Raw genomic sequence first — 18,117 nt, 5'->3', positions numbered from 1 at the left:
TCAGTACTCCTCGTAGTAGTTGTCAGTGGTTTCGGTGGGCGTGGGCGTCTCGGTCGGCGTCTGGTCAACGGCGGCGGCACGCTTCTTCTTCCGCGCATCGCGTTCGCGTTCGACGTGGAATTCCGGGATCAGACGGGAATCGGATACCGATCCCTCGCGGAGGGGGTCCGCGGGAAGCGCGAAGGCGTACGTCAGGGTCGGCGTGTCCGCCGCCTTCACGGCGACCCACGCGCCGAACAGTTCAGCCTCGAGGGCCTCATAGTGTTCGGCCGTCATGTTGCGCGGGGTAAGGTTCGCACGCAGCGCCGCTGCCCTGCCGCTCTCGGCGAGACGGTTGATGGTACGGTACATCGCCGCGAGACCTGCCTCCGCCTCCGCGGCGTGTTGCGTCCGCAGGTCAGCGCGGGCGACAATCCACTCGGCCAGCGTCAGATTGCGCGCGATACCGACTTTGTTCTCGACGACAAACCAGCCCTTGTCGCCGCGGACCGCGATGTGTTCGAGGTTTTCGGGATCAACTTTGATCTCGAATTCCATCTGTCCGTACTTCTTGCGCTGGCGGTCCAGTTCCTCGTTAGCGTACGGGATGCCCATGAATGGGATGCCGTATTGCCCGATGCGGCGTTTGAACTTCGTACCGAAGACATGCAGCATAAATTCGGGGTCTTGGCTCGGGAACTCGATGTCATGTTCCTGGGTCGCCCTGACCCAGGCGTTATGCGGAGACGCCCCACCAAGGCCACTGTGCGGCTTGTTGTGGTAGATGTCGCAGATCGCCAGGGTGAAGAGCTGGATCATCTCGTCGACCTGCAGGCTGATCTGATGTTCCGGGTTGTAATCACCCTTCTCGGCGATCGACCCGAACGTTCTGCCGTCGAAGAACGACGCGATCAGCGGCCCGATGGAGTGGAACAGGCTCTCGATGAAGGGACGAGCTTTAGGATTGCCCGCCTGGGGCCGGTTAAAGGTGATCTTCGCCGCGCGCATGATGCCTTCGACAAGCGCGTTGGCGAATTCCGTGCCGTTGTCGCTGAAGATGTTGCGCGGCTGGACCATCCCAATCCACGGCGTCTCCGCCCCGACGAATTCGGAAATGTGCCGCTTGTCGGACATGATCATACGGATGGCCGCCGCTGCCGAAACGGCGTTCGGGTTGACGCTCCCCCTGAACGCAAGAATGTAGCGCGTGGCAACATCAATCGCTGCTACGAACCAGATGCGCTTACCGACCACCGCCTCTTTATACGATGGCGGAAGGATGTCCCACATCCCGGTTTCAACGAACAGGGTCATGAGATCGACGTTCCAGAAGTCGATCTCGATGCGCTCGCCGACGAACAACGCGGGGATGCCACCTCTCTTCGACATCCCGAAGCGCTTGAGCGCCGAGGCACGACCGTGGCGGCCGTCCCATTTGTCGAACTCGTCGAATTTCGAGATCATCGTCTCGAACTTGTGACGCGTGACCTTCAGGAGCGGTGTGGCGCGCTCTGCGTTCACCTTCTCCAGTGCGGCCAGATAGTCACGGTAGACCTTAGCCATCGTGGGCTTGCGGTCCGTCATGTAGTTGAGGGCTTGCTTGTGGGCGAATGCCGTTGAATCCGCGTCAACCTTGCGAAGGTGCAGGCCAGGACCATGATGGCGGTGGACGATCCCGAGGACTTCGCCGCCGCAGGCGTGATAACGCTTGTAGTCGCGCCGGAACGTCTTCACCGACGGCGTCGGAAAGGTCTTTACTTCGACCATCGCGTCGGCGCGGACGTCGGCCTCGGCGTCCTCGTCATCGAGACCGAGCATCTCGGCGATGATTTCCCTGCGCCAGGCTCTGAGCTTGGCCTCGAACTTCTCCTTCGACCATCGCGGCTTTTTGCCGAGTGTCAGCCATTCTGCATCGAAGCGCTTGATGAGCTTCTCGCGAAACAGCGCGAGATCACGGCGCTTGCCGACAATGTCCGAGAACGTGTCGTCGCCGAAAATCGCGCGCAGGCGCTGGTTTTCAGGATCATTGTAGCCATAGCGGATTTTGGCAGTTCCGCCGACGAGTTTCGAATAGACCTCACCGTGCAACACGAAGCGTTCGTCGCTGACGTTCGCCTCGTTGCTAAAGGTCCATCCGTCGGCGTCTCGTTTCTTGGGTTTCCAGTTAACGTCGTCATCGGTGAAGCGATCGGCGTGACGCATTCTGACGATGGCGTGGCGGAAGAGGCTCGGTCTCTGGAAGTCGGTCAGCATCGCAGGCTCCTTGTGGGGCGATCAGAAGTCGGGTGATGGGTTGGGGTTATCGGCGGACCATCAGCATGGTCAGATCGTCGATCCGGCCGGGTGTCTCGGTCAGAAGGACACACTCGTCGATCAGCAACAGGAGTGCCGTGCGACGAGCCGCCCGGTTCTCGCACCCGCGGAGAAGTTCGCCGAAGCGGAAAGGTCCGCGAAACTTCTGGACGGCGTCATAAGCGCGGGCGTATTCGCCCTCGTTACGCATGCGGCGGGCACGCATGATACGTTCGGCGTTCTCGTAAGCACCGTATGTCGCCTCCCGCTCGGTCATGAGGCGAATGTCGTTGACCGCACCAGGCGTCGTCGTGCCGTTCTTGTTCTTCCGCAGAAAGCCTTCCGCCTTGATGCGCTTCAGCAGGTCCGCCATCACATCCGACTTACGGGCGTGCTTCACCGCGACGGCTACGATCTCGCCGTCGTCGAAAACCACGCAGAAGTCGCAGACGTGTTCTCGCCATACCCCCTCGGCATCACGGTACAGAAGCACCGGGAATTGGGAGTAAATGGCCTTCACGTCCTTGCGGAGCTGGATGACGATAGATGCCCGGCGCTCGAGATCGCTCTCGTGGTAGACTACCGTTTCCTTGAAGATCGAGAAGCCGCGCAAAGTCTTGGCGTGCGTAGCCGGAGGCTTTCGCACGGCACGTTCGGCTACCGGCTCGTTCCAGAACTTGGTTTCAGTCGTCGTTCCTACGACGATGCCGCGTTATACCAGAGTCCCCGGAATCGGACGTGCCGTTCTCCGCCTTGCGGTTGGCATAACCGAAGGTGCGCGGGTTAATCGGTGGCATGCTCAGGAACCCGAGGCCTGCCTTGTGAAGCGCAATGTGTTTGGAAACCTGACGTGCAAAATGCATGAAGCCCTCCTTAGGCTTGAACACGATGACGGCATACGGTGCTTCCAGACGGGATGATCCGTCTGAATGGTCACTTTGCTCGTACGCCTATCTCGCTCATGCCTGGCTCCTTTGGTCAGCGAATTTCCAATACCGATTTTTCGGCACTGCATAGAGCTTCCCGGCCGGACTGGGGCAATTTGTGCCCCAGATTGGTGCACTTCGTTGATCATGGTTAATAGGGGCCTTCGAAGAAATCATAACTTTTAGCCCCTCAGGTGAGATTGGTTGCCGTCGGCTATTCACCGCGACGGCGACCCGTGTGCCGTCGTTGAGAACGATGAAGTAATCGAAGGTGTGCTCACGAAGAACGCCGTCGGCGTCGATGTAGTGGACCTTCGGGTATTGCGACTGGAGTTCTCGAAGGCCAGCCAGAGTTTGGAGTACAGAGCTGACGCGGTGCTCGAGTTCGCTCTCGTGGTGGACGCCGTTGCCGTTGAAGAACGTGTGACCACGTGGGGTCTTGGCCTGTTTGTCGGCGGGCACGCGCAAGGCCAAGCCAAAGTGCGGCTCGTGCCAATAATCTTTACCCGACGCGGTGCCGGCCGGATTAGCGGACGCCCGGTATTTCCAAGCCCCCGACCAAAGTCGGGCCGACGTTCTCCGTCGACAGGTTCATAGATGCAGACGGAAGGAAGCCGAGTCCCTCGCGTTTCTGGTAGAGGTATTGGGTGACTTTATGGGAGTGACGCATTCCGATCTCCTGCCTCGTATCCTGCGAAATCTCGCTGGCCGAGGTTTCCGGTCGGAATTCCCCTGGCTCAGAAAGAAGCAAAACCTATGGTGCTTGCTATCGTCATCATGCGTCCTCATTGCTGCTCACACTGTCGGCGAGCGAATTCCACGTCGAGGCAGTGCTCATAGGCATGAAATCTTAATGAGATGTAACTTTTTCGGGCGATTTCTTATAATTTTACAGTCGGCCTGACCGAAAACAATCAAGCTGGATGCAATGACGTGACTGGCAGATGGATCGCGAAATCGTGATGCATCTCGGGGTTGAAAAATACTATAAAAGCAAGAACTCTTGGCGAGAGTTCATATGCGCACCGTTAGTTGAAAGCACTGCACTGTGAAAAGGCCTCGAGACGAAGGATACGCGAGGTGAGCGAATTTTCTAGTGTCTCGTCATATCTGAAGCGTCTGGACATTAAATTTGAGGCGATAAACGTATACGAGATTTCGGACTCTGAAGCCCATCGTTGCATCAAGACGATAGCTTTTGAAGTTCGAGGCGGTCCAAAGCGTTTTATTCTCGCGTGTTTACAACGAGATCAGCGTATCAATCTACCGAAGCTCGCGCACGTTGCTGGGTTACCCCGAAGCAGGCTTTTTTGGGCGTCTTCGGAGAGTTTGAAAAATAATCTGGGTGTTGAACCCGGAGCGATCTCACCATTTGTAGAGACGCTCGATGCAGATGTTTTCGTTAATGCTGACATTTTCCAGCACCCTTGGGTGTATGTCGGGTCGGGCGACAAAGATTTTGTTCTTAGGATCGAAACATCAACTCTAAGACGACTAGCGGCCCGCTGCTGTCAGGTAGGTATCAATCAAAGAGAGCAATCGGCCGTTCCGGCACCGCTGGTAAGTGCAAGATGAAACTTTCGGTCAAACGCTCGGAGTTGGCTGAAATCGCTCTCGACGTCCATTTTTTCAAAAAATGTTTCTGCCGCACTAGGCCGTGAACTCATAAATTGAGTGGTATAGGCTATCCAAGTTGGCTAATCGTAATGCATGTTAAAGTTTGTCAAATTGCAACTCGGCGAGGGTTGGGTGGCCGATCCAAATGCCCCAGAGCCGCAGGTTTCAGTTGAGGCCTCCTCTGCCAACGTCCGCTTCCGCTCGTACAGGGTCGTGTACGACAAAAAGCCGCGGGGTATTCTCAGGGCGTTGCGCCTGTTTTCGAAGTCCGGTTCGAGATTTGAAGAGATATGGGGCACTTTGAGATTTGCTGGTTGTAGCCGCTGGCGTTGGGACAGCACCAACGATCATGAATGGTATAAAACAGACGGCCATGGCCGCTACAGCGGTGTTGCTCCTCGTTGGGGCGAGTTCTACGAATTAATCGGTCCTGACCCCCACCGTGACGCCGTGTCATGGGAAAAGATCGGAGCAGACACCGCCAGTACTCGGCATTTTCTATATTATTTCCGCGATGAAACGCTCGAATTCCTGGCCGAGGATTGGTCTTTTTTCCCAAGTTGATGGACTAGATCGGCGATCCCACGTCAGTTTCGTGCCTTTCCTGTAGTCGTATCACCTGATTCAGATTCGGGGCGAGCCGTTATGATCTGACCAACTTTGAATGGCGCATGATTTCGCCACTCCTGCCTAACAAGCCGTATGGCGCGCCTCATGTCGATGACCGGCAGGTGCTCAACGTCACCTTCTGGGTTCCACGATCAGGTACCCCATCGCGTGATTTACCAGAAAGATATGGTCCGTACAAATCGATTATGTCGTTGGACCATTGCTGGAATCTGGGACAGGCTGATGGGCGCAGTCACGCGGCAGCCTGATGACGGCGTGACGATGATTGATGGCACCTCGGTTCGCGTGCATCATTTAGCGGCAACGCTCAAGGCTGACATCAGGATCGCTGCCTTGGCCGAAGTCGCAGTGATCTTATCACTAAAATCCACGCCGCGACTGATGGAAACAGACTGCCGATCAGGATCATCATCACCATCACACTTGGTAATGCCCATGATCTGACCACGCCGGACCAATTACTCGATAGTCTTCCCGTAGGTGCCATGCTTCTGGCAGACAAAGCCTACGACGCCGATTGGCTCCGCGCAAAGGTGAAAACAAAGCGGTCTTGGGCAAACATTCCGCCCAAATCCAACCGGAAGATATCGCTCGTCTTCAGCCCTTGGCTGTAAAAAAGAGGAACCTCATCGAGCGCTTCTTCAGCAAACTGAAATGTTACCGACGGATTGCGACGCGCTATGACAAACTAGGCATGAACTTTCTCGCCATGACCAAGCTGGCGTCTATTCGTCTTACTCTTCGCCATAATGAGTCCACGGCCTAATCTGGCTTTCATCGAGGTTTAGGCATGACAGTCGCATTGGCGGTCTGCGATGGGTGTGTGTGCTGGAAAATCTCCTAGTGGGGATTGTCGGCGGGTCTCAAATTTCGTTTGGTACAGGTTGAAAGCAATCTTGGCGCGCTCTACCTATTCGTTAACAAGATTTTTGCTAACGTTCGATGTTCAGAAGGGGGAGGGCCAAGCAAATGACAAAGAGTATTTGCCTCGAGCTTTTCTCCGGCGTTACTGAATTCGTCACGGACTGCTTTAACCACCGCTCCACTGAGGCTCGACCTTTAGGGATACCCCCCAAAGTGCCGATATCCGGCAGAAGGAGCTATAATGTCTGTGAAATCCTGCAAAACCGCCCGCGCTACTGATAGAGGTATCGACTCGATCGATCCTGAGGATGCGCGCGCCCGCCGAATTCTCGACGCCGTTTCTATGGTCGCTGAATTGATGCTGACGCTTCAAGCCGACAGCCTGGACCGATCGCTTGAGGGTTTTCTGCTTGTCGTCGGTGAGAAGACTGTTTCCCTCGAAAATAATCGCACCGCTACGGAAAGAAATACCGCGAGCATCCCGATGCCACGCGGTACTCGGATTCGTCACTTGTTGGAAGCTTTGAAGGTTGAGGATGGCGACGTCGAGTTGGCCATTAAGCTGCTCTCAGTTCGGTTTGCGGAAGCCAACAACAACGGAAAGGCCCTGAACATGTATCGAGACGAGGAAATTGGCGGCCCCAGCGTTGCCCTGCATCTGGCAATTCGAGCGAACGTGGACGGAAAAGTTTAGAACGCTACGCGTGGAAAAATATCGGCGCAATTGGCAGAGCATTTTTGTGTTAGTCATACCCATTCATGTACAGCCGGGACCGATCGCTAATGCCATCCATGCTGAAAAAGTATCTGACGACGCTCGCAGACCGCTATTTCGAGAAACGCACCGCAGGTCCGGTCCCTGAGAAACGCTGGCACAAACTTTACGACGTCCCTCTCGACGAGCTGAAGCAGCGGGCGATGTCCGGCGATGCCGACGCGGCCTTCGTGTTGGGCGACATTTTCGACCAGGGGTACTGTAACGTCATTCTCGACAGGGTACAGGCGGTCGAATGGTACGAAAGGGCCGCAGCCCTCGGGCATGGTGACGCGATGAACAATATCGCCAGCATGTACCAGCACGGCGACGGCCCTTTCCCAGCCGATATCGTTAAGGCTCGCGATTATTACGAACAAGGCGTCAAAGCCGGCTGTGGCACGGCTATGGGCAATCTCGGCCACTTTTATACAGACGGCAGAGCCGGGTTAAAGCAAGATCATCGCCTGGCGGTCAAGCTGTTCAGGCAAGGGGCCCACCTCGGTGACAGTGATTCCATGGTTAGCCTTGGCCATCGCTATAGCACCGGAACCGGCATTCGGAAGAGCTCGATCCTGTCACTTTACTGGTATCGCCGCGCGCTACAGGCTGGTAATGCCCGCGGTGCGAACAATCTAGGCGTTGCCTATTTTTATGGAACGAGCGTGAAGGAAGATGCCCGGAAAGGCATTGGGTTGCTCATCGCTGCGCTTGAGGGTGGTTTCGAACGAGCTGCCTATACGCTTGGCGTTGCCAAGGAGGAAGGAAAGGGCACGGAACGCGATCTCGAAGAGGCGCTTTACTTGTTCCGCTGTGCTCGGGCCGGTGGTCGAGAGGACGCGGAGGAAGCGATCGAGCGGGTGCTCACGAGGATGGGCGAGGAGTTTTCAGCAGCCATCGATCCCGAACAGCGGCTAGAAGACTTGAGGACTATGATCCGCGATCCGAAAAAACGTTTTAGTGTTGAGGCGTTGCTTCTGGAACTGGCCCGTGTCTGTGAGCAACTGGTCGAGGATGAGGACAATCCCGCCGCTGACCAACCCCATGTGCTTGGCAGATCGAGTCTGATCCGTGGCTTCGTACTCTGGAAACAAGGCAACCCCGCCTATGTCGACCCCGTTGAAACGGCGCTTGTGATCGATAGCAAGCATCCCTTTCTGACACCACCGGAACGCGCCTCTCTGATGACCGCTAGGGCTGTCGCGATTGCCCGTGATCACAAGTGGCAGGAGGCGATCGATCTGCATCGAGGCGCGCTTGCGATCATTGAGGAGGACCCGGAAGCGGAAGAGAGCGTCGTGCTCGCCGCAATGACCGATCTTGCTTTCTGCCTGCACGAAGCCTCCGAATTCGAAGAGGCGCGCAAGCTCAATGCCGAGGCTCTCGCGCGTGCCGAGATAGTCTTTGGCAAGGACGATCCGGCTCTGTTGCGTATAGTCGGCAACCTGGCCCAAAACGAGTTTGCGCTCGGTCATCCCGACAGGTCGGTGGAACTTATGCGCCGACGGTTGGCAATTGCAGAACAGCACGAAATTCTCGACGTGATCGGCGCGACGCTACGCGATCTGGCGATTGCCAGCTTTTCGGCGGGTGATGGTGCTGGCGCTGAGGATTTGTTTCGTCGGCGGTTAGCCTTTGCCGAGCGCAACGGCGACAGTCGCGACACAGCTCAAGCCAGGGCGGACCTCGACGGCCTGCTCGAGCGGTTGGGGAAGATGTCGTAGAGTGCGTCGTCAAAGAGCATGGCCGCGTGATTGATTTTGTCTCATTGGGTGCTCCTTAGGGATAAGTCAGCGATAAGCTTCAATCATCGATTTCGTAACATCCTGTGCGAAACAGATTGGGGCATATCCGCCGGGCTTTGAATACGCACTTCGGCTGCCACATCTTCGGCCTCTGCGATCCGTGCTGTAAGGGCAGGCGCATGTGCCCGGATAGCCGGCGACGGACTCGGCGATGATCCGCTGGATGATGATGGCGGGTGAGAGTATCGGCGGAGGCTTACTCTTCGGCTCCGACGGTTTTGAGATTTCCTCTTGCTTGGGTTTGTCATCCTGCAAAAACCTGGTTGCGACCCATCCTACTTTTTGAGTCAGAACATCTTTGATCTTCGACCATTGTAAATCTGACTGGAGGAGTTCGACTTTCCGTCCTCTATCCAGTCTGTCAATGATTTGAGACTTTGGATTTGCTGCACTACGCAGTGCAACGCCGTTCCCACTGACGAACTTGGTAGTTGTTTCCGCGACAGCCCGCGGGCCGGCCGCCTCGCTCGACCCGGAAGAGGTGTGTGCAGGAGTAGAGGTCGGCCGTTGGTTGCTCATCGCTGATGGCGGAGCTTTCGGGGCACGTGCTTCCTCTGAAAAACTCGACGATGGTGTCGTTCTCCCGTGCTCCGACGGTGTTCCCCAAAATTTCGAAATGCTGAACAGGATAAGCCCGCAAAGTAGCCAGTAGCGTTTTTTCATAAGAGCCCCCGCGGTATATTGCCGAGGGCTAAAATGATCCGCAAGTAGCAATGATTGTCGCTCGCAACTTAATGGTTAATTTCAGCGACCTGTAGCTGGCAGGTGTCGTGTTTGGCCTTCGGCGGGCGCGTGCGTAAGCGGCCCGGGCGCAGCCAGGTGGTTTTTTAAGCTCGGGAAGTTCCTCACTAAACTGAACTCAACGGAGGTTTTCGGCGATCGTCCGATAGCACGCATCGTCTTTACCGACGTCAGTTTTGGTGATCGGTTTCCAAATATCTCGGTCAAAATCGAAGAACTCGACCACACATGTATTGGTGTCGTAGTTCAGCCACTGAGCGGCCACCAGTCGGCTGTCGCGGCGAAAGTCCAAGCTCAAATACATGTGCTCTTCCCCGCCACGGGGGAACGAACCCGGGCGGCCCGTTTGATTGTTGGCGACGATAACGAATGAGCACCCTGTACCACAACCGATCTGGATAAGGGTATATCGGCCAGCGAAGTTTGGCCCTTGACGCATACCGTCTCGAATACGGGTTCTGAAACTGTTGAATTCGCGGTCGCGCCCCTTGAAGTCGGGCATAACGGTGTTTCCGGAAAGACGACCTTGAGCAGGGTAGCTGGAAAGGTCTGGCTTCTTGAACCCCGCGCGGGAAGCAATCCCTCCCGCGCTTTCCTGTTTATAGGATGTCGAGTCACAGGCGTGCCATCGCATCTGATAGCCATATTCTCCCTCACGACCATAACACCATCCTGCAGCCTCCAGCTTGTTGCTGATGACTTCGCGTCGTTCACAGGCCGCGTTTGTTTCCGGCAGGTCTCCGCTGCCGCCACGGCAGGCACCATTCTGTTCCGTCCATTGGGATATCAGACGTATAGGTTGAGAGACGCTCTTGTCGGTCTGGATAACCTTGCTCGTTTCGGAGATGATCACGCCCGCCCTCTGGTCCCAAACCAGAGAGAACTCGGCCGAGCCGGACGAAACACGGTTTCCGACGTCGCGTTTCGTGTACCAGTCAACGATGCCGTCAACCTTGCAGGTTTGCGTGCAAGTCACCTTCGTCGAGCCTGGCTGCACGCTGTAGGCGCGGACTGGCCATCTGGCCGCAAATTTCCGCTTCTCGCCAATCACCACGGATTTAGGTGTGGGTTTGCCGTAGAAGTCGACAGTGTCGCCATACGCCTTTTCCAAAAACGTCAGCGCCTCTACGTTCCCGCGAGACCAAGCGTCATGGTATGACGCTACGAAGGCCAATGCTTTTTCCTCTGTTGTCGGCAAATGGGTTTGAGTGGTTTGTGGAGTTGCAGGCACCACCGTCGGTGCGGCCTTGGATGCAGCAGCGGATTCCGTTAAGTCGGCCAGACTTCCCCACGTCACTCTATAGCTCTGCATCTCACTGGCGGTGAGATAACGCATGTCGTTGCTGGGAACGGACAGGCTGAGTTGGAGCAGTTTCGGGTCGACATCCATCTCCACAAGGTACGTCATTATCTGGGCGGTCAGCGCTTGAACCGCAGCGACTGCAGTGTGCCCCTCGACAATCGTTTCCGGGGAGAAAGAGGATTGGTGCACACCGATCGCGCCGGGCTCTGCCTGCCGGTTCACGCCTCCGACGAAAGCGAGTGCACAGGCTGACGCGCATTCGGCGGACCGGAGCTGCAGCGTCGATAGACCGAGCGATCTGATCATCCTCCCATACGCCATCGCCGTAGCGACGTTGCCGCCATTGCTGTTGAAGGTGATCAGCTTGGCACCGCTTGCGGCGACTTCACGCGCAACTTGGTCAGGATTGTCCGATGTCGTGAACTCACCTTTCAGCAGGAGAACGGGTGAGGAGCCGTCAATTGGAACACGCTCAAGGGTGATGTCCGCATGTGAGACGCTGGCACAAGCGATGCATGCCGTAACCGCTACCAATAGAATACGCTGAAACACGACCTCTGCCCCCGTTCGCTTTCAGATGCATGCTATCGCGTCAAATCCCAGGCGCAATATGGAAAGCCGCCACACCGGGTTTGACAACTGCCTTGAGGAAATGAAGAGAGTGGATGATCGTACGTGGCATGGAATTGGCCATCCCTCGCTGTTGCGGGGATGGCCACAGAACGTCAGCGTAAAATGCGCCTATTGGTAAGGCGCTCTCTCCGGGTTTTGAATATATTTCCGTCAAAAAGACCGAAAGATTTCCAACCGTCTTCCTTGATCTCACCATACAGAATACGGACTATAAGGGTTCCGTCACCAATATCTTCTATGATGGAGACCGTGAATGTCCCGCCGATCCCGGAATTCACGTCGAAGACCTCTTCGCCGAGAGCCGGCGTGGTCGCGATAGCTCGCATAAGTGCTCCAATGCTCGATGAAAGTTCGGGCGTGGCGCACAAGCGAAAGGATGAACTTGCGCTTATGCGCTTAGAGTTCGGTTTGCCTCAGCAAAAGTATCTGCCTCATGATATCCCCCTACGTAGGAATTTCTGGCCGACGGTTCGGCGTAGCTGTCCTGCCATAAGCACGAGATGCCGTCAATCAGCGGGAATGGCGCAACTGAATTCGGATGTTTTTGGCCCATTGCGGACGTTGACAGAGGTGTTTCACCTCACTCTACTGGCCGCAATTGGAGATGACTGCAGCCATAAGGTTAGCCAGATGCAAATTAGGAACGCCTCGAAAGAGGACGCGCTACGGTGCGTGGAGCTTGTCGAAGCAAGACGCAAAGAATACGAGAACTACGAGCCTCGCTTTTGGAAGAAAGCCGCCAACTCAGCCGCTTCGACCCTTTCATGGTTTGAAAAACTGTTCTGTGATGAGGACACTGTGGCTCTTGTCGCGGTTGAGAACACATTGATAGTCGGTTTTCTCATAGCGCGAGAGTTTCCAACTCCGCCAGTGTACGATCCGGGTGGTGCTACCGCTTTGATCGACGACTTCTGCGTTGCTGCTAAAGATCGTTGGCAGGACGCGGGTGCAGCATTGTTACAGCGCGCTAAATCGGAGCTAAATCGGCGAGGGTTCGCACAAGTTGTGGTAGTTGGCGCTCAACGAGATGCCGCCAAAACTGCGTTATTGAGCCACGCCAACCTTTCATTAGCTTCGACATGGTGGACAGCAGAAGTGTAGTATTTGCCGGAATTGCGGCCCCCCTCAACTCTAACGGAACGACTTTGACAAATAACTGTGTCGAGCGTTTTGCCATGTTCGACGAAGCAGCCGTTCCCAAAGTATTCGGTTCGCCGCTCGTGCAATAACCAGGCGGTAAAAACTGCGAAAATCAGCGGCCGTCTTCCTCCTTTATGTAAGCGCTAAGGGTCGAAGCGTTTGAAGCCATCACTCGCGCAGAGGGCCATTGGTAGCGGACGAAAATTACATCCAGATAGCGGCTCATGACGTTCTGCTTCTGCTCAACTACACGGCCATTGAGGCGATCATAAAGTCCGCGCGCTGGGTAGTTCTCACGCATCGTCAGGAGGTGAACTGGCACTTCCCGCCGTTCTGCTTGGAAACGGTTAATGCTTTCGACGAGGAGCCTTGGGCCAAGCCTTTTTCCCTGGAAAGATCGATCGACGTAGAGGTTATGGAGGTAGGTGCCGAAATGCGGCTCCTCATCAAGGTCGAAACATGCAAAACCCGCGAGATCAGAGTTTACCTCCGCTAAAGTGACCACCAGTCTCTCGGAGTCAACAGGAGTAGCAAGGCGTCTCTCCCATAGATTGGCCTTCTCTCCTGGCATCACATTCGCAAGATATTCGGAGGGGAGCATGCCAGCATAAGTCTCTCTACTCACACGAACGTGAAGGTCGGTGATGGGAAGGCGGTCAGATGCTAAGGCCCGCCGAAAATTTATAGAAACCACGATAAATCCTTGTGCGTCGGTCGTTACTACAACAGATCACTGCGTAGGTGGTACATTGTCGATGACAGCTATTGGCGTAATCCCGCCGGGGCGGCTTTCGTGCCTAATGGTCGTCCGATCATGGAGCGCACTTAGCCGAAAAGTAGCGTGTGGATATGGCGAGCTTCCCTGCCGTACTGCTGAATTGTACCGCGATCCCAATACCCTCCGTCTCTGCGAAGCGTGCGTCGATGCTTGATATCAGTGTCGAGCCAATTCGGTACGGATGATCGCTTGACCGAGTGTTGCTTGATCGTAAAGGATTTTGCTACGGGAAAGACGGGCAGACCGCACACCAGATGAAGTGGCACAAGTGCGGTAAGGGTTCCGCCGTAGTTTGAGGTGTGCTGATGTCCCGTTTGTCTCCCTCCACGACTTGGAACATCATCTTGTTTTCGATGGTTATTGGCCCGCTTTTTGGCACGACATTCGCTACAGTTGCATTTGCACTACGGATTGAGTCCGTTTCCGAGGTGCTTTTCTTAGCGCTGTTTGGATGGTTAATGGGCGTGATACCGGCTTTTATAGCAGGGGTATTGTTCGCGAACCTGCGGCGTTGGTTGGGGTCGGGCTACTTGTTTGCAGCGGCTTGTGGAGTAAGCGGAGCGTTCCCGTTTTTCTACTTGTTCGTTGGTCATCAAGAAACAATATCACTTTTGATCTCTTTCTCGATCATAGTCGGCGGTTTTTCCGCGATGGCTACGAGATATCTGGCGACGCACTTCTTACGCGAGCTGGGTGGATAATTTACGGATATCGGTCGGGCCTGTGCGTTAGGCGGGAACTTGAGTCCTCGGGCACAATAACGAGCACGTTGAAACCGTCATCGATACTGAATGCCTGAGGGTTGAGCAGCTCGTTTCCATAGGTTGAACAGAACCATCTCGCGATTTTCTCATCATGAATTGCTGTCACGGTTTCTCGGACGCTTCTATTGATCGCGTCTATGATTTCGATCCCTGTCTTGCCCCGCCTGTTGAGATGCATAAGCTTTTTGCGCGCGGGGCTTTCTGCATCGGAAACTGCGATGGATACCCTGTCCGTTGAATAGCTTTTTACCCGAACCCGCAACCGCTTCGGCCGAGCTGCATCAAATTGGTCGTTAATCTCTTTGATGCGCGCCTTGATATCAGCATCGGCCAGACGCACCTCCGGCAAAATATCATCTGCTGGCGCAAGCTTGTCGCCGAACTGCGCGCGCGCCACTTCCGCGGCGTGATGGCATAGGCGAGATGTGTCACGGGCAACGGCGACCGGTCAACCGGGATCAGAGCTGCCGGAGGTAATGTCCCACCTTCCGCGCAGGACCTGTTCGTCCTGCTCTATTCCGACGCTTTGTTCAAAGTCTCTATCAACTACCCTGTATTCTTCCTTTGCCATTGTCGGATCGGTTTTTGCCTGATCGGCAATCCATCCCAGGCAACGCGTGATGTCATCGCTTTCAAAAACAGGATTTTCACCGTTCGTCGTTCTTAAAATTACGGCGTAACGCAATGGGGTCTCCAATATTTTACAAAAATACAATAATTATAAATCGATATTCGGACATCAAATGATTGCTTTATAATATAATGATTTTAAGCGGTGGGCAATATTTCACACGCAAAAGGCGCGATCTCCGGCCTAGTCAACCATTAGCGGTAGCTGCTCCATCCGGAGTGTTTGAATGCAGCGTAGGTCTGCATCAAGCGCAAAGGCGCGCTTTTCTCAGCCTGCGTTATCGTTCCCATGGTAAGTAGGGAAGACCGAGAAGTAAGGCCTATTATTATCCGGGGAAAGGACCTGCGAGACATGATCGCGGCTGATCGTGGTGGCATGGTCATCGGCAAGATGAAACCACCCCGCATCCCATCCAATGACACCTCCCATCACCACAGTCAGCGCGATGATCATCAAAAAGATCAGGGACAATAGGGCAGGTCGAAGCACTTTTTGCATCTGAAAACAGACTTGGCTGGCGAGTCGCTCTATGCAAAACCGGCCAGCCCGAAGACTGGCCGGCTCCGCAAAAACGTGACTTCTGGACACGTCCTGATCGCACGCAGGATTCGCTGGCGACCTGCAATCCATTTATCTAATTGTGCGTCAGGTTACGTGGCAACGCACAGCCAATGCCTGCGGATATCCATGATTTCCTCAATGATGGTTCCCGCCCGAACTGCCCGTTCGGCTTCCGACGCCATTTTTGGACGTCAGGACTATGAGCGGCAATTCCGACAGCGGTCATTTCAGGGCGGGCGGATAGTTTCCCGCCCCTTGTCATTCATGCTGCCAGCCATTTGAGTGCCAGGCCAGCCACTCGATCCGCGCCTGTCTCAGTTTGCCTTCAGGGTGACGGTGTAACTTGAGGGCGTGTCCGCATAGGTCCGCAACAGGTACGTTCCCGCATCCACTTCGTACTCGATGCTGGCCTCACGCGAGAAGGCGGTACTGATCACAACGCCATCGACGCCGCGACTGCCAGGTAGGCGAAGATCGAATGTGACGTCTGGTTGGTCTACCGCGATCCTGACGCGGCCGGCCCTCGGGAGCGTGAATGAGAACCATGCGTCTCTCATCGGCCCTTCGCCGGTTCGTCCGCTGAATGTCAGGACATCCTTGACCTCACCCAAATCGGTAGGCTGTTCCGCTGTTCCTGCCGCAACGTAACGAGATTCTGCAAAAACGGGCATGCCCGCCGGGCCTAGCAGCGCGGTGACGACCGACAACAGACGCAAAACTGGTAAAAGTCTTTCCGGCATCATTCTCTCTCCAAACAGTCCACTGCTACAAAAGTACTCCGTGAAGCCGTTTGTACGCAAACCAACCCTGCTGGACATGTTTATATCAGCCTTCTAAGGTCCGCTTCCGGTGGCAGGCAGACGTTCACTTACGTTGGACGAAAAGAGGTGAGAGCTGGTGCATTTGAGCAGTGTAACGTCAGCGGAGTGGCAGAAATTTGTAGTACGGAGATCGCAAGAGCTGCCTAATCCTGCCGTGGCCGAGGCCCTTCTGAGGTTTCAGTTGGTTCCCGGAGGTCCCCAAAATGAAACTGCGGACGCATGCATTCATCGCGGCGATCTGAATATTGACGAGGATTTCGCCCCGCCTTCATGGATCACCGTGATTGACGGGGACCTGCATGTCAGTGGCAAAGTCTCAACATGCATTGAAGGGGGCGATGGGCATGTTACCCTCGTTGTCTTTGGCGATTTGAAATGCGACAGCGTCGATAATGACTGGGCTAGCATCATCTTCGTCACTGGAGATGCTATCGCCAGGGAGTGGGTTTTCGCGTCCAGAGAAGACTCGTCGATGGTAGTCGGTGGCGATTTCAGGACGCCGATTTTTATCGGTGCCGATATCTGGATATCTGTCGGCGGCTCGGTTGAGATGGAATACGGATACGGCTACGCAGTCGCGCTCGCGTGGTTTGCTGACGCCTACGGCGCACCCCAGATACAGCCTACATTTGGTTGGCGTGAGTTGGCCATGAAGCTTGGCCTTGGACAGGGGCGTATTCGCGAGGAGCAGCTTATGGAATTGCTGGAGGAGCGTTTGCAAACGACAGGAAGTCTGTTTCGTCTGGTATGAGCGGCCATGATCCTTAACCGGCCGCATTCATCCGCAACATTACGACGCGGTTAGCCTGATCCCATAGAAGATGATGAACCGGAGAAGACATGAGGAAGGAAAAGGGTACAAGCTCCCATCGGTATCTCGATGTATCGACCATTGGCAGCTTTTGCTCCGCATTTCTGGTTTTCGGAGTGGCTACGGCAATGTCGGCGGACGTGACGCCGGAGCGTCTCCTCAATATCTGTGAAGCACCCACCGTACAGGCCGCGATGATCGAGGGGGACGCACTTGGCTGGCCGCGACTGACCGGCGCGGAAACAGAGGAATGGCGTCGTAGTTTCGTTGCCTATGATGGCGGTTCGGTGGACGTTGTGGGCTGGCGGCAAGAAGAGGCTGGGGGAGTCGAGTCGTTGTCTTTTTGGCTTGCTACTGGTCCAAATGGACACAAAGCGTGCGCATATTCCACGTCAAGACCCGCCGGATTTCTGGATGCGTTGTCGGAGAGGCTTGGTGCACCGGATAGTCTTGACAAGAATGACGCGATCGAAAGTACGACAGCCTGGTGGAGGCGAGGTGCGGTCGAGTATTCTTTCGTTCAGGTAGGCTCCTCCGCTGTCGTCAATATCGGCTCAAGTCGTTGACGTCGTGGCGTGTACATCAGGTGATGCCGGCACCAATCAAATCGCGTGATGCCCATATGACAGGGATTTTAATCTTGCTATTTATTATTATGAATCATAACTAATGTATTGCGGAGGGTGGGACGTTCCCCTCGGCGGTGATGATCCCAACTGACCGGTCGCCACTTTCCGCCGTTGCCCTTATAGCAAATGGACTCATCTCCTCGGAAAGGACTTGGGCGTCCGTGCCTTTCTGAAAAAAGCGGCACACCCCACTGAGCCGGCCGCTGTATGGCCTTGGCTGTTGTCTTTAGTAGGCGCGTCTGGGCCGTACTTCCTGCGCTCGGTTGGAAGCAATCGCCGCGAAGAAGCGTAATGGCGGTGCGGATAGCAACTGGCGATCAATGGATCGCAATCGCCAATTCCAAACCACCGACACTTCTACAGCTTTTCCAATAACAATCGTCGACGCAATAAAATCTAAATGGATATCTTGACCTTTGGATATTTGTTCACTAATTG

General features: G+C 55.2%; 16 protein-coding genes and 1 pseudogene. 9 read left to right on the top strand and 8 right to left on the bottom strand.

All coding sequences use genetic code 11. The annotated features are described in order from the left end of the window. Nucleotides 1-2,232, bottom strand: a complete 2,232-nt coding sequence (locus tag ACZ47E_RS07405; protein WP_464016830.1) for a Mu transposase C-terminal domain-containing protein — start codon at nt 2,230-2,232, stop codon at nt 1-3. Nucleotides 2,233-2,278: 46 nt separating this feature from the next. Then, nucleotides 2,279-2,917: a hypothetical protein gene (locus ACZ47E_RS07400; RefSeq protein WP_464016829.1), complete on the bottom strand. Its 639-nt coding sequence runs from the start codon at nt 2,915-2,917 to the stop codon at nt 2,279-2,281. Nucleotides 2,918-4,277: 1,360 nt separating this feature from the next. Between ACZ47E_RS07400 and ACZ47E_RS07395 the strand changes: the two genes are divergently transcribed. The 5 genes and pseudogenes from ACZ47E_RS07395 to ACZ47E_RS07375 all read left to right on the top strand — a co-directional run bounded on the left by ACZ47E_RS07395 (nt 4,278) and on the right by ACZ47E_RS07375 (nt 8,786). Next, entirely contained in the window at nt 4,278-4,772 is a 495-nt protein-coding gene (locus tag ACZ47E_RS07395; protein WP_278066827.1) for a YbaK/EbsC family protein, read from the top strand. Between the two features lie 135 nt (nt 4,773-4,907). Continuing rightward, a complete protein-coding gene (locus tag ACZ47E_RS07390) occupies nt 4,908-5,378 on the top strand; it encodes a hypothetical protein (RefSeq protein WP_278066826.1) in 471 nt (156 codons plus the stop codon). 107 nt (nt 5,379-5,485) lie between these two features. Next, nucleotides 5,486-6,210: pseudogene (locus ACZ47E_RS07385) on the top strand (IS5 family transposase). Nucleotides 6,211-6,549: 339 nt separating this feature from the next. Beyond that, nucleotides 6,550-7,002, top strand: coding sequence for a hypothetical protein (locus ACZ47E_RS07380; RefSeq protein ID WP_278066825.1), 453 nt, complete (start codon nt 6,550-6,552; stop codon nt 7,000-7,002). Between the two features lie 89 nt (nt 7,003-7,091). After that, on the top strand, nt 7,092-8,786 hold the full coding sequence (locus tag ACZ47E_RS07375; RefSeq protein ID WP_278066824.1) for an SEL1-like repeat protein: 1,695 nt from the start codon (nt 7,092-7,094) through the stop codon (nt 8,784-8,786). 66 nt (nt 8,787-8,852) lie between these two features. Here ACZ47E_RS07375 and ACZ47E_RS07370 read toward each other — a convergent pair whose 3' ends face one another. Then, nucleotides 8,853-9,530, bottom strand: a complete 678-nt coding sequence (locus tag ACZ47E_RS07370; RefSeq protein WP_464016828.1) for an SH3 domain-containing protein — start codon at nt 9,528-9,530, stop codon at nt 8,853-8,855. A gap of 196 nt (nt 9,531-9,726) precedes the next feature. Beyond that, nucleotides 9,727-11,463 (bottom strand): COG3904 family protein, encoded by a 1,737-nt coding sequence (locus ACZ47E_RS07365; RefSeq protein ID WP_464016827.1) that lies wholly within the window; start codon nt 11,461-11,463, stop codon nt 9,727-9,729. 753 nt (nt 11,464-12,216) lie between these two features. Between ACZ47E_RS07365 and ACZ47E_RS07360 the strand changes: the two genes are divergently transcribed. After that, on the top strand, nt 12,217-12,645 hold the full coding sequence (locus ACZ47E_RS07360; protein WP_464016826.1) for a GNAT family N-acetyltransferase: 429 nt from the start codon (nt 12,217-12,219) through the stop codon (nt 12,643-12,645). A gap of 151 nt (nt 12,646-12,796) precedes the next feature. On the opposite strand, the gene ACZ47E_RS07355 is transcribed toward ACZ47E_RS07360, so the two are convergent. Then, nucleotides 12,797-13,285 (bottom strand): GNAT family N-acetyltransferase, encoded by a 489-nt coding sequence (locus tag ACZ47E_RS07355; protein WP_464016825.1) that lies wholly within the window; start codon nt 13,283-13,285, stop codon nt 12,797-12,799. 482 nt (nt 13,286-13,767) lie between these two features. Here ACZ47E_RS07355 and ACZ47E_RS07350 point away from each other — a divergent pair, with 482 nt between their 5' ends. Next, the gene (locus ACZ47E_RS07350) at nt 13,768-14,163 is read left to right on the top strand and encodes a hypothetical protein (RefSeq protein WP_464016824.1); all 396 of its coding nucleotides are present in this window, start codon (nt 13,768-13,770) and stop codon (nt 14,161-14,163) included. Between the two features lies 1 nt (nt 14,164). On the opposite strand, the gene ACZ47E_RS07345 is transcribed toward ACZ47E_RS07350, so the two are convergent. From ACZ47E_RS07345 to ACZ47E_RS07335, 3 genes are all read right to left on the bottom strand, one after another. Beyond that, nucleotides 14,165-14,623: a hypothetical protein gene (locus ACZ47E_RS07345; RefSeq protein WP_464016823.1), complete on the bottom strand. Its 459-nt coding sequence runs from the start codon at nt 14,621-14,623 to the stop codon at nt 14,165-14,167. A 51-nt stretch (nt 14,624-14,674) separates the two neighbouring features. Continuing rightward, a complete protein-coding gene (locus ACZ47E_RS07340; protein ID WP_464016822.1) occupies nt 14,675-14,911 on the bottom strand; it encodes a hypothetical protein in 237 nt (78 codons plus the stop codon). Between the two features lie 821 nt (nt 14,912-15,732). Next, nucleotides 15,733-16,161 (bottom strand): PPC domain-containing protein, encoded by a 429-nt coding sequence (locus ACZ47E_RS07335; RefSeq protein ID WP_464016821.1) that lies wholly within the window; start codon nt 16,159-16,161, stop codon nt 15,733-15,735. Nucleotides 16,162-16,321: 160 nt separating this feature from the next. On the opposite strand from ACZ47E_RS07335, the gene ACZ47E_RS07330 reads away from it, so the two are divergent. Together ACZ47E_RS07330 and ACZ47E_RS07325 are read left to right on the top strand one after the other, a co-directional pair. Beyond that, nucleotides 16,322-16,990 carry a hypothetical protein gene (locus ACZ47E_RS07330; protein WP_464016820.1) on the top strand — a complete coding sequence of 223 codons (669 nt, stop codon included), beginning with the start codon at nt 16,322-16,324 and terminating at the stop codon, nt 16,988-16,990. 89 nt (nt 16,991-17,079) lie between these two features. After that, nucleotides 17,080-17,616, top strand: coding sequence for a hypothetical protein (locus ACZ47E_RS07325; RefSeq protein ID WP_464016819.1), 537 nt, complete (start codon nt 17,080-17,082; stop codon nt 17,614-17,616). Nucleotides 17,617-18,117: the final 501 nt, after the last annotated feature.

This window comes from Agrobacterium sp. 5Ca39, assembly GCF_055382365.1.
The sequence above is the reverse complement of the archived record's forward strand: the minus strand, read 5'-3'. Positions and strand labels throughout refer to the sequence as shown.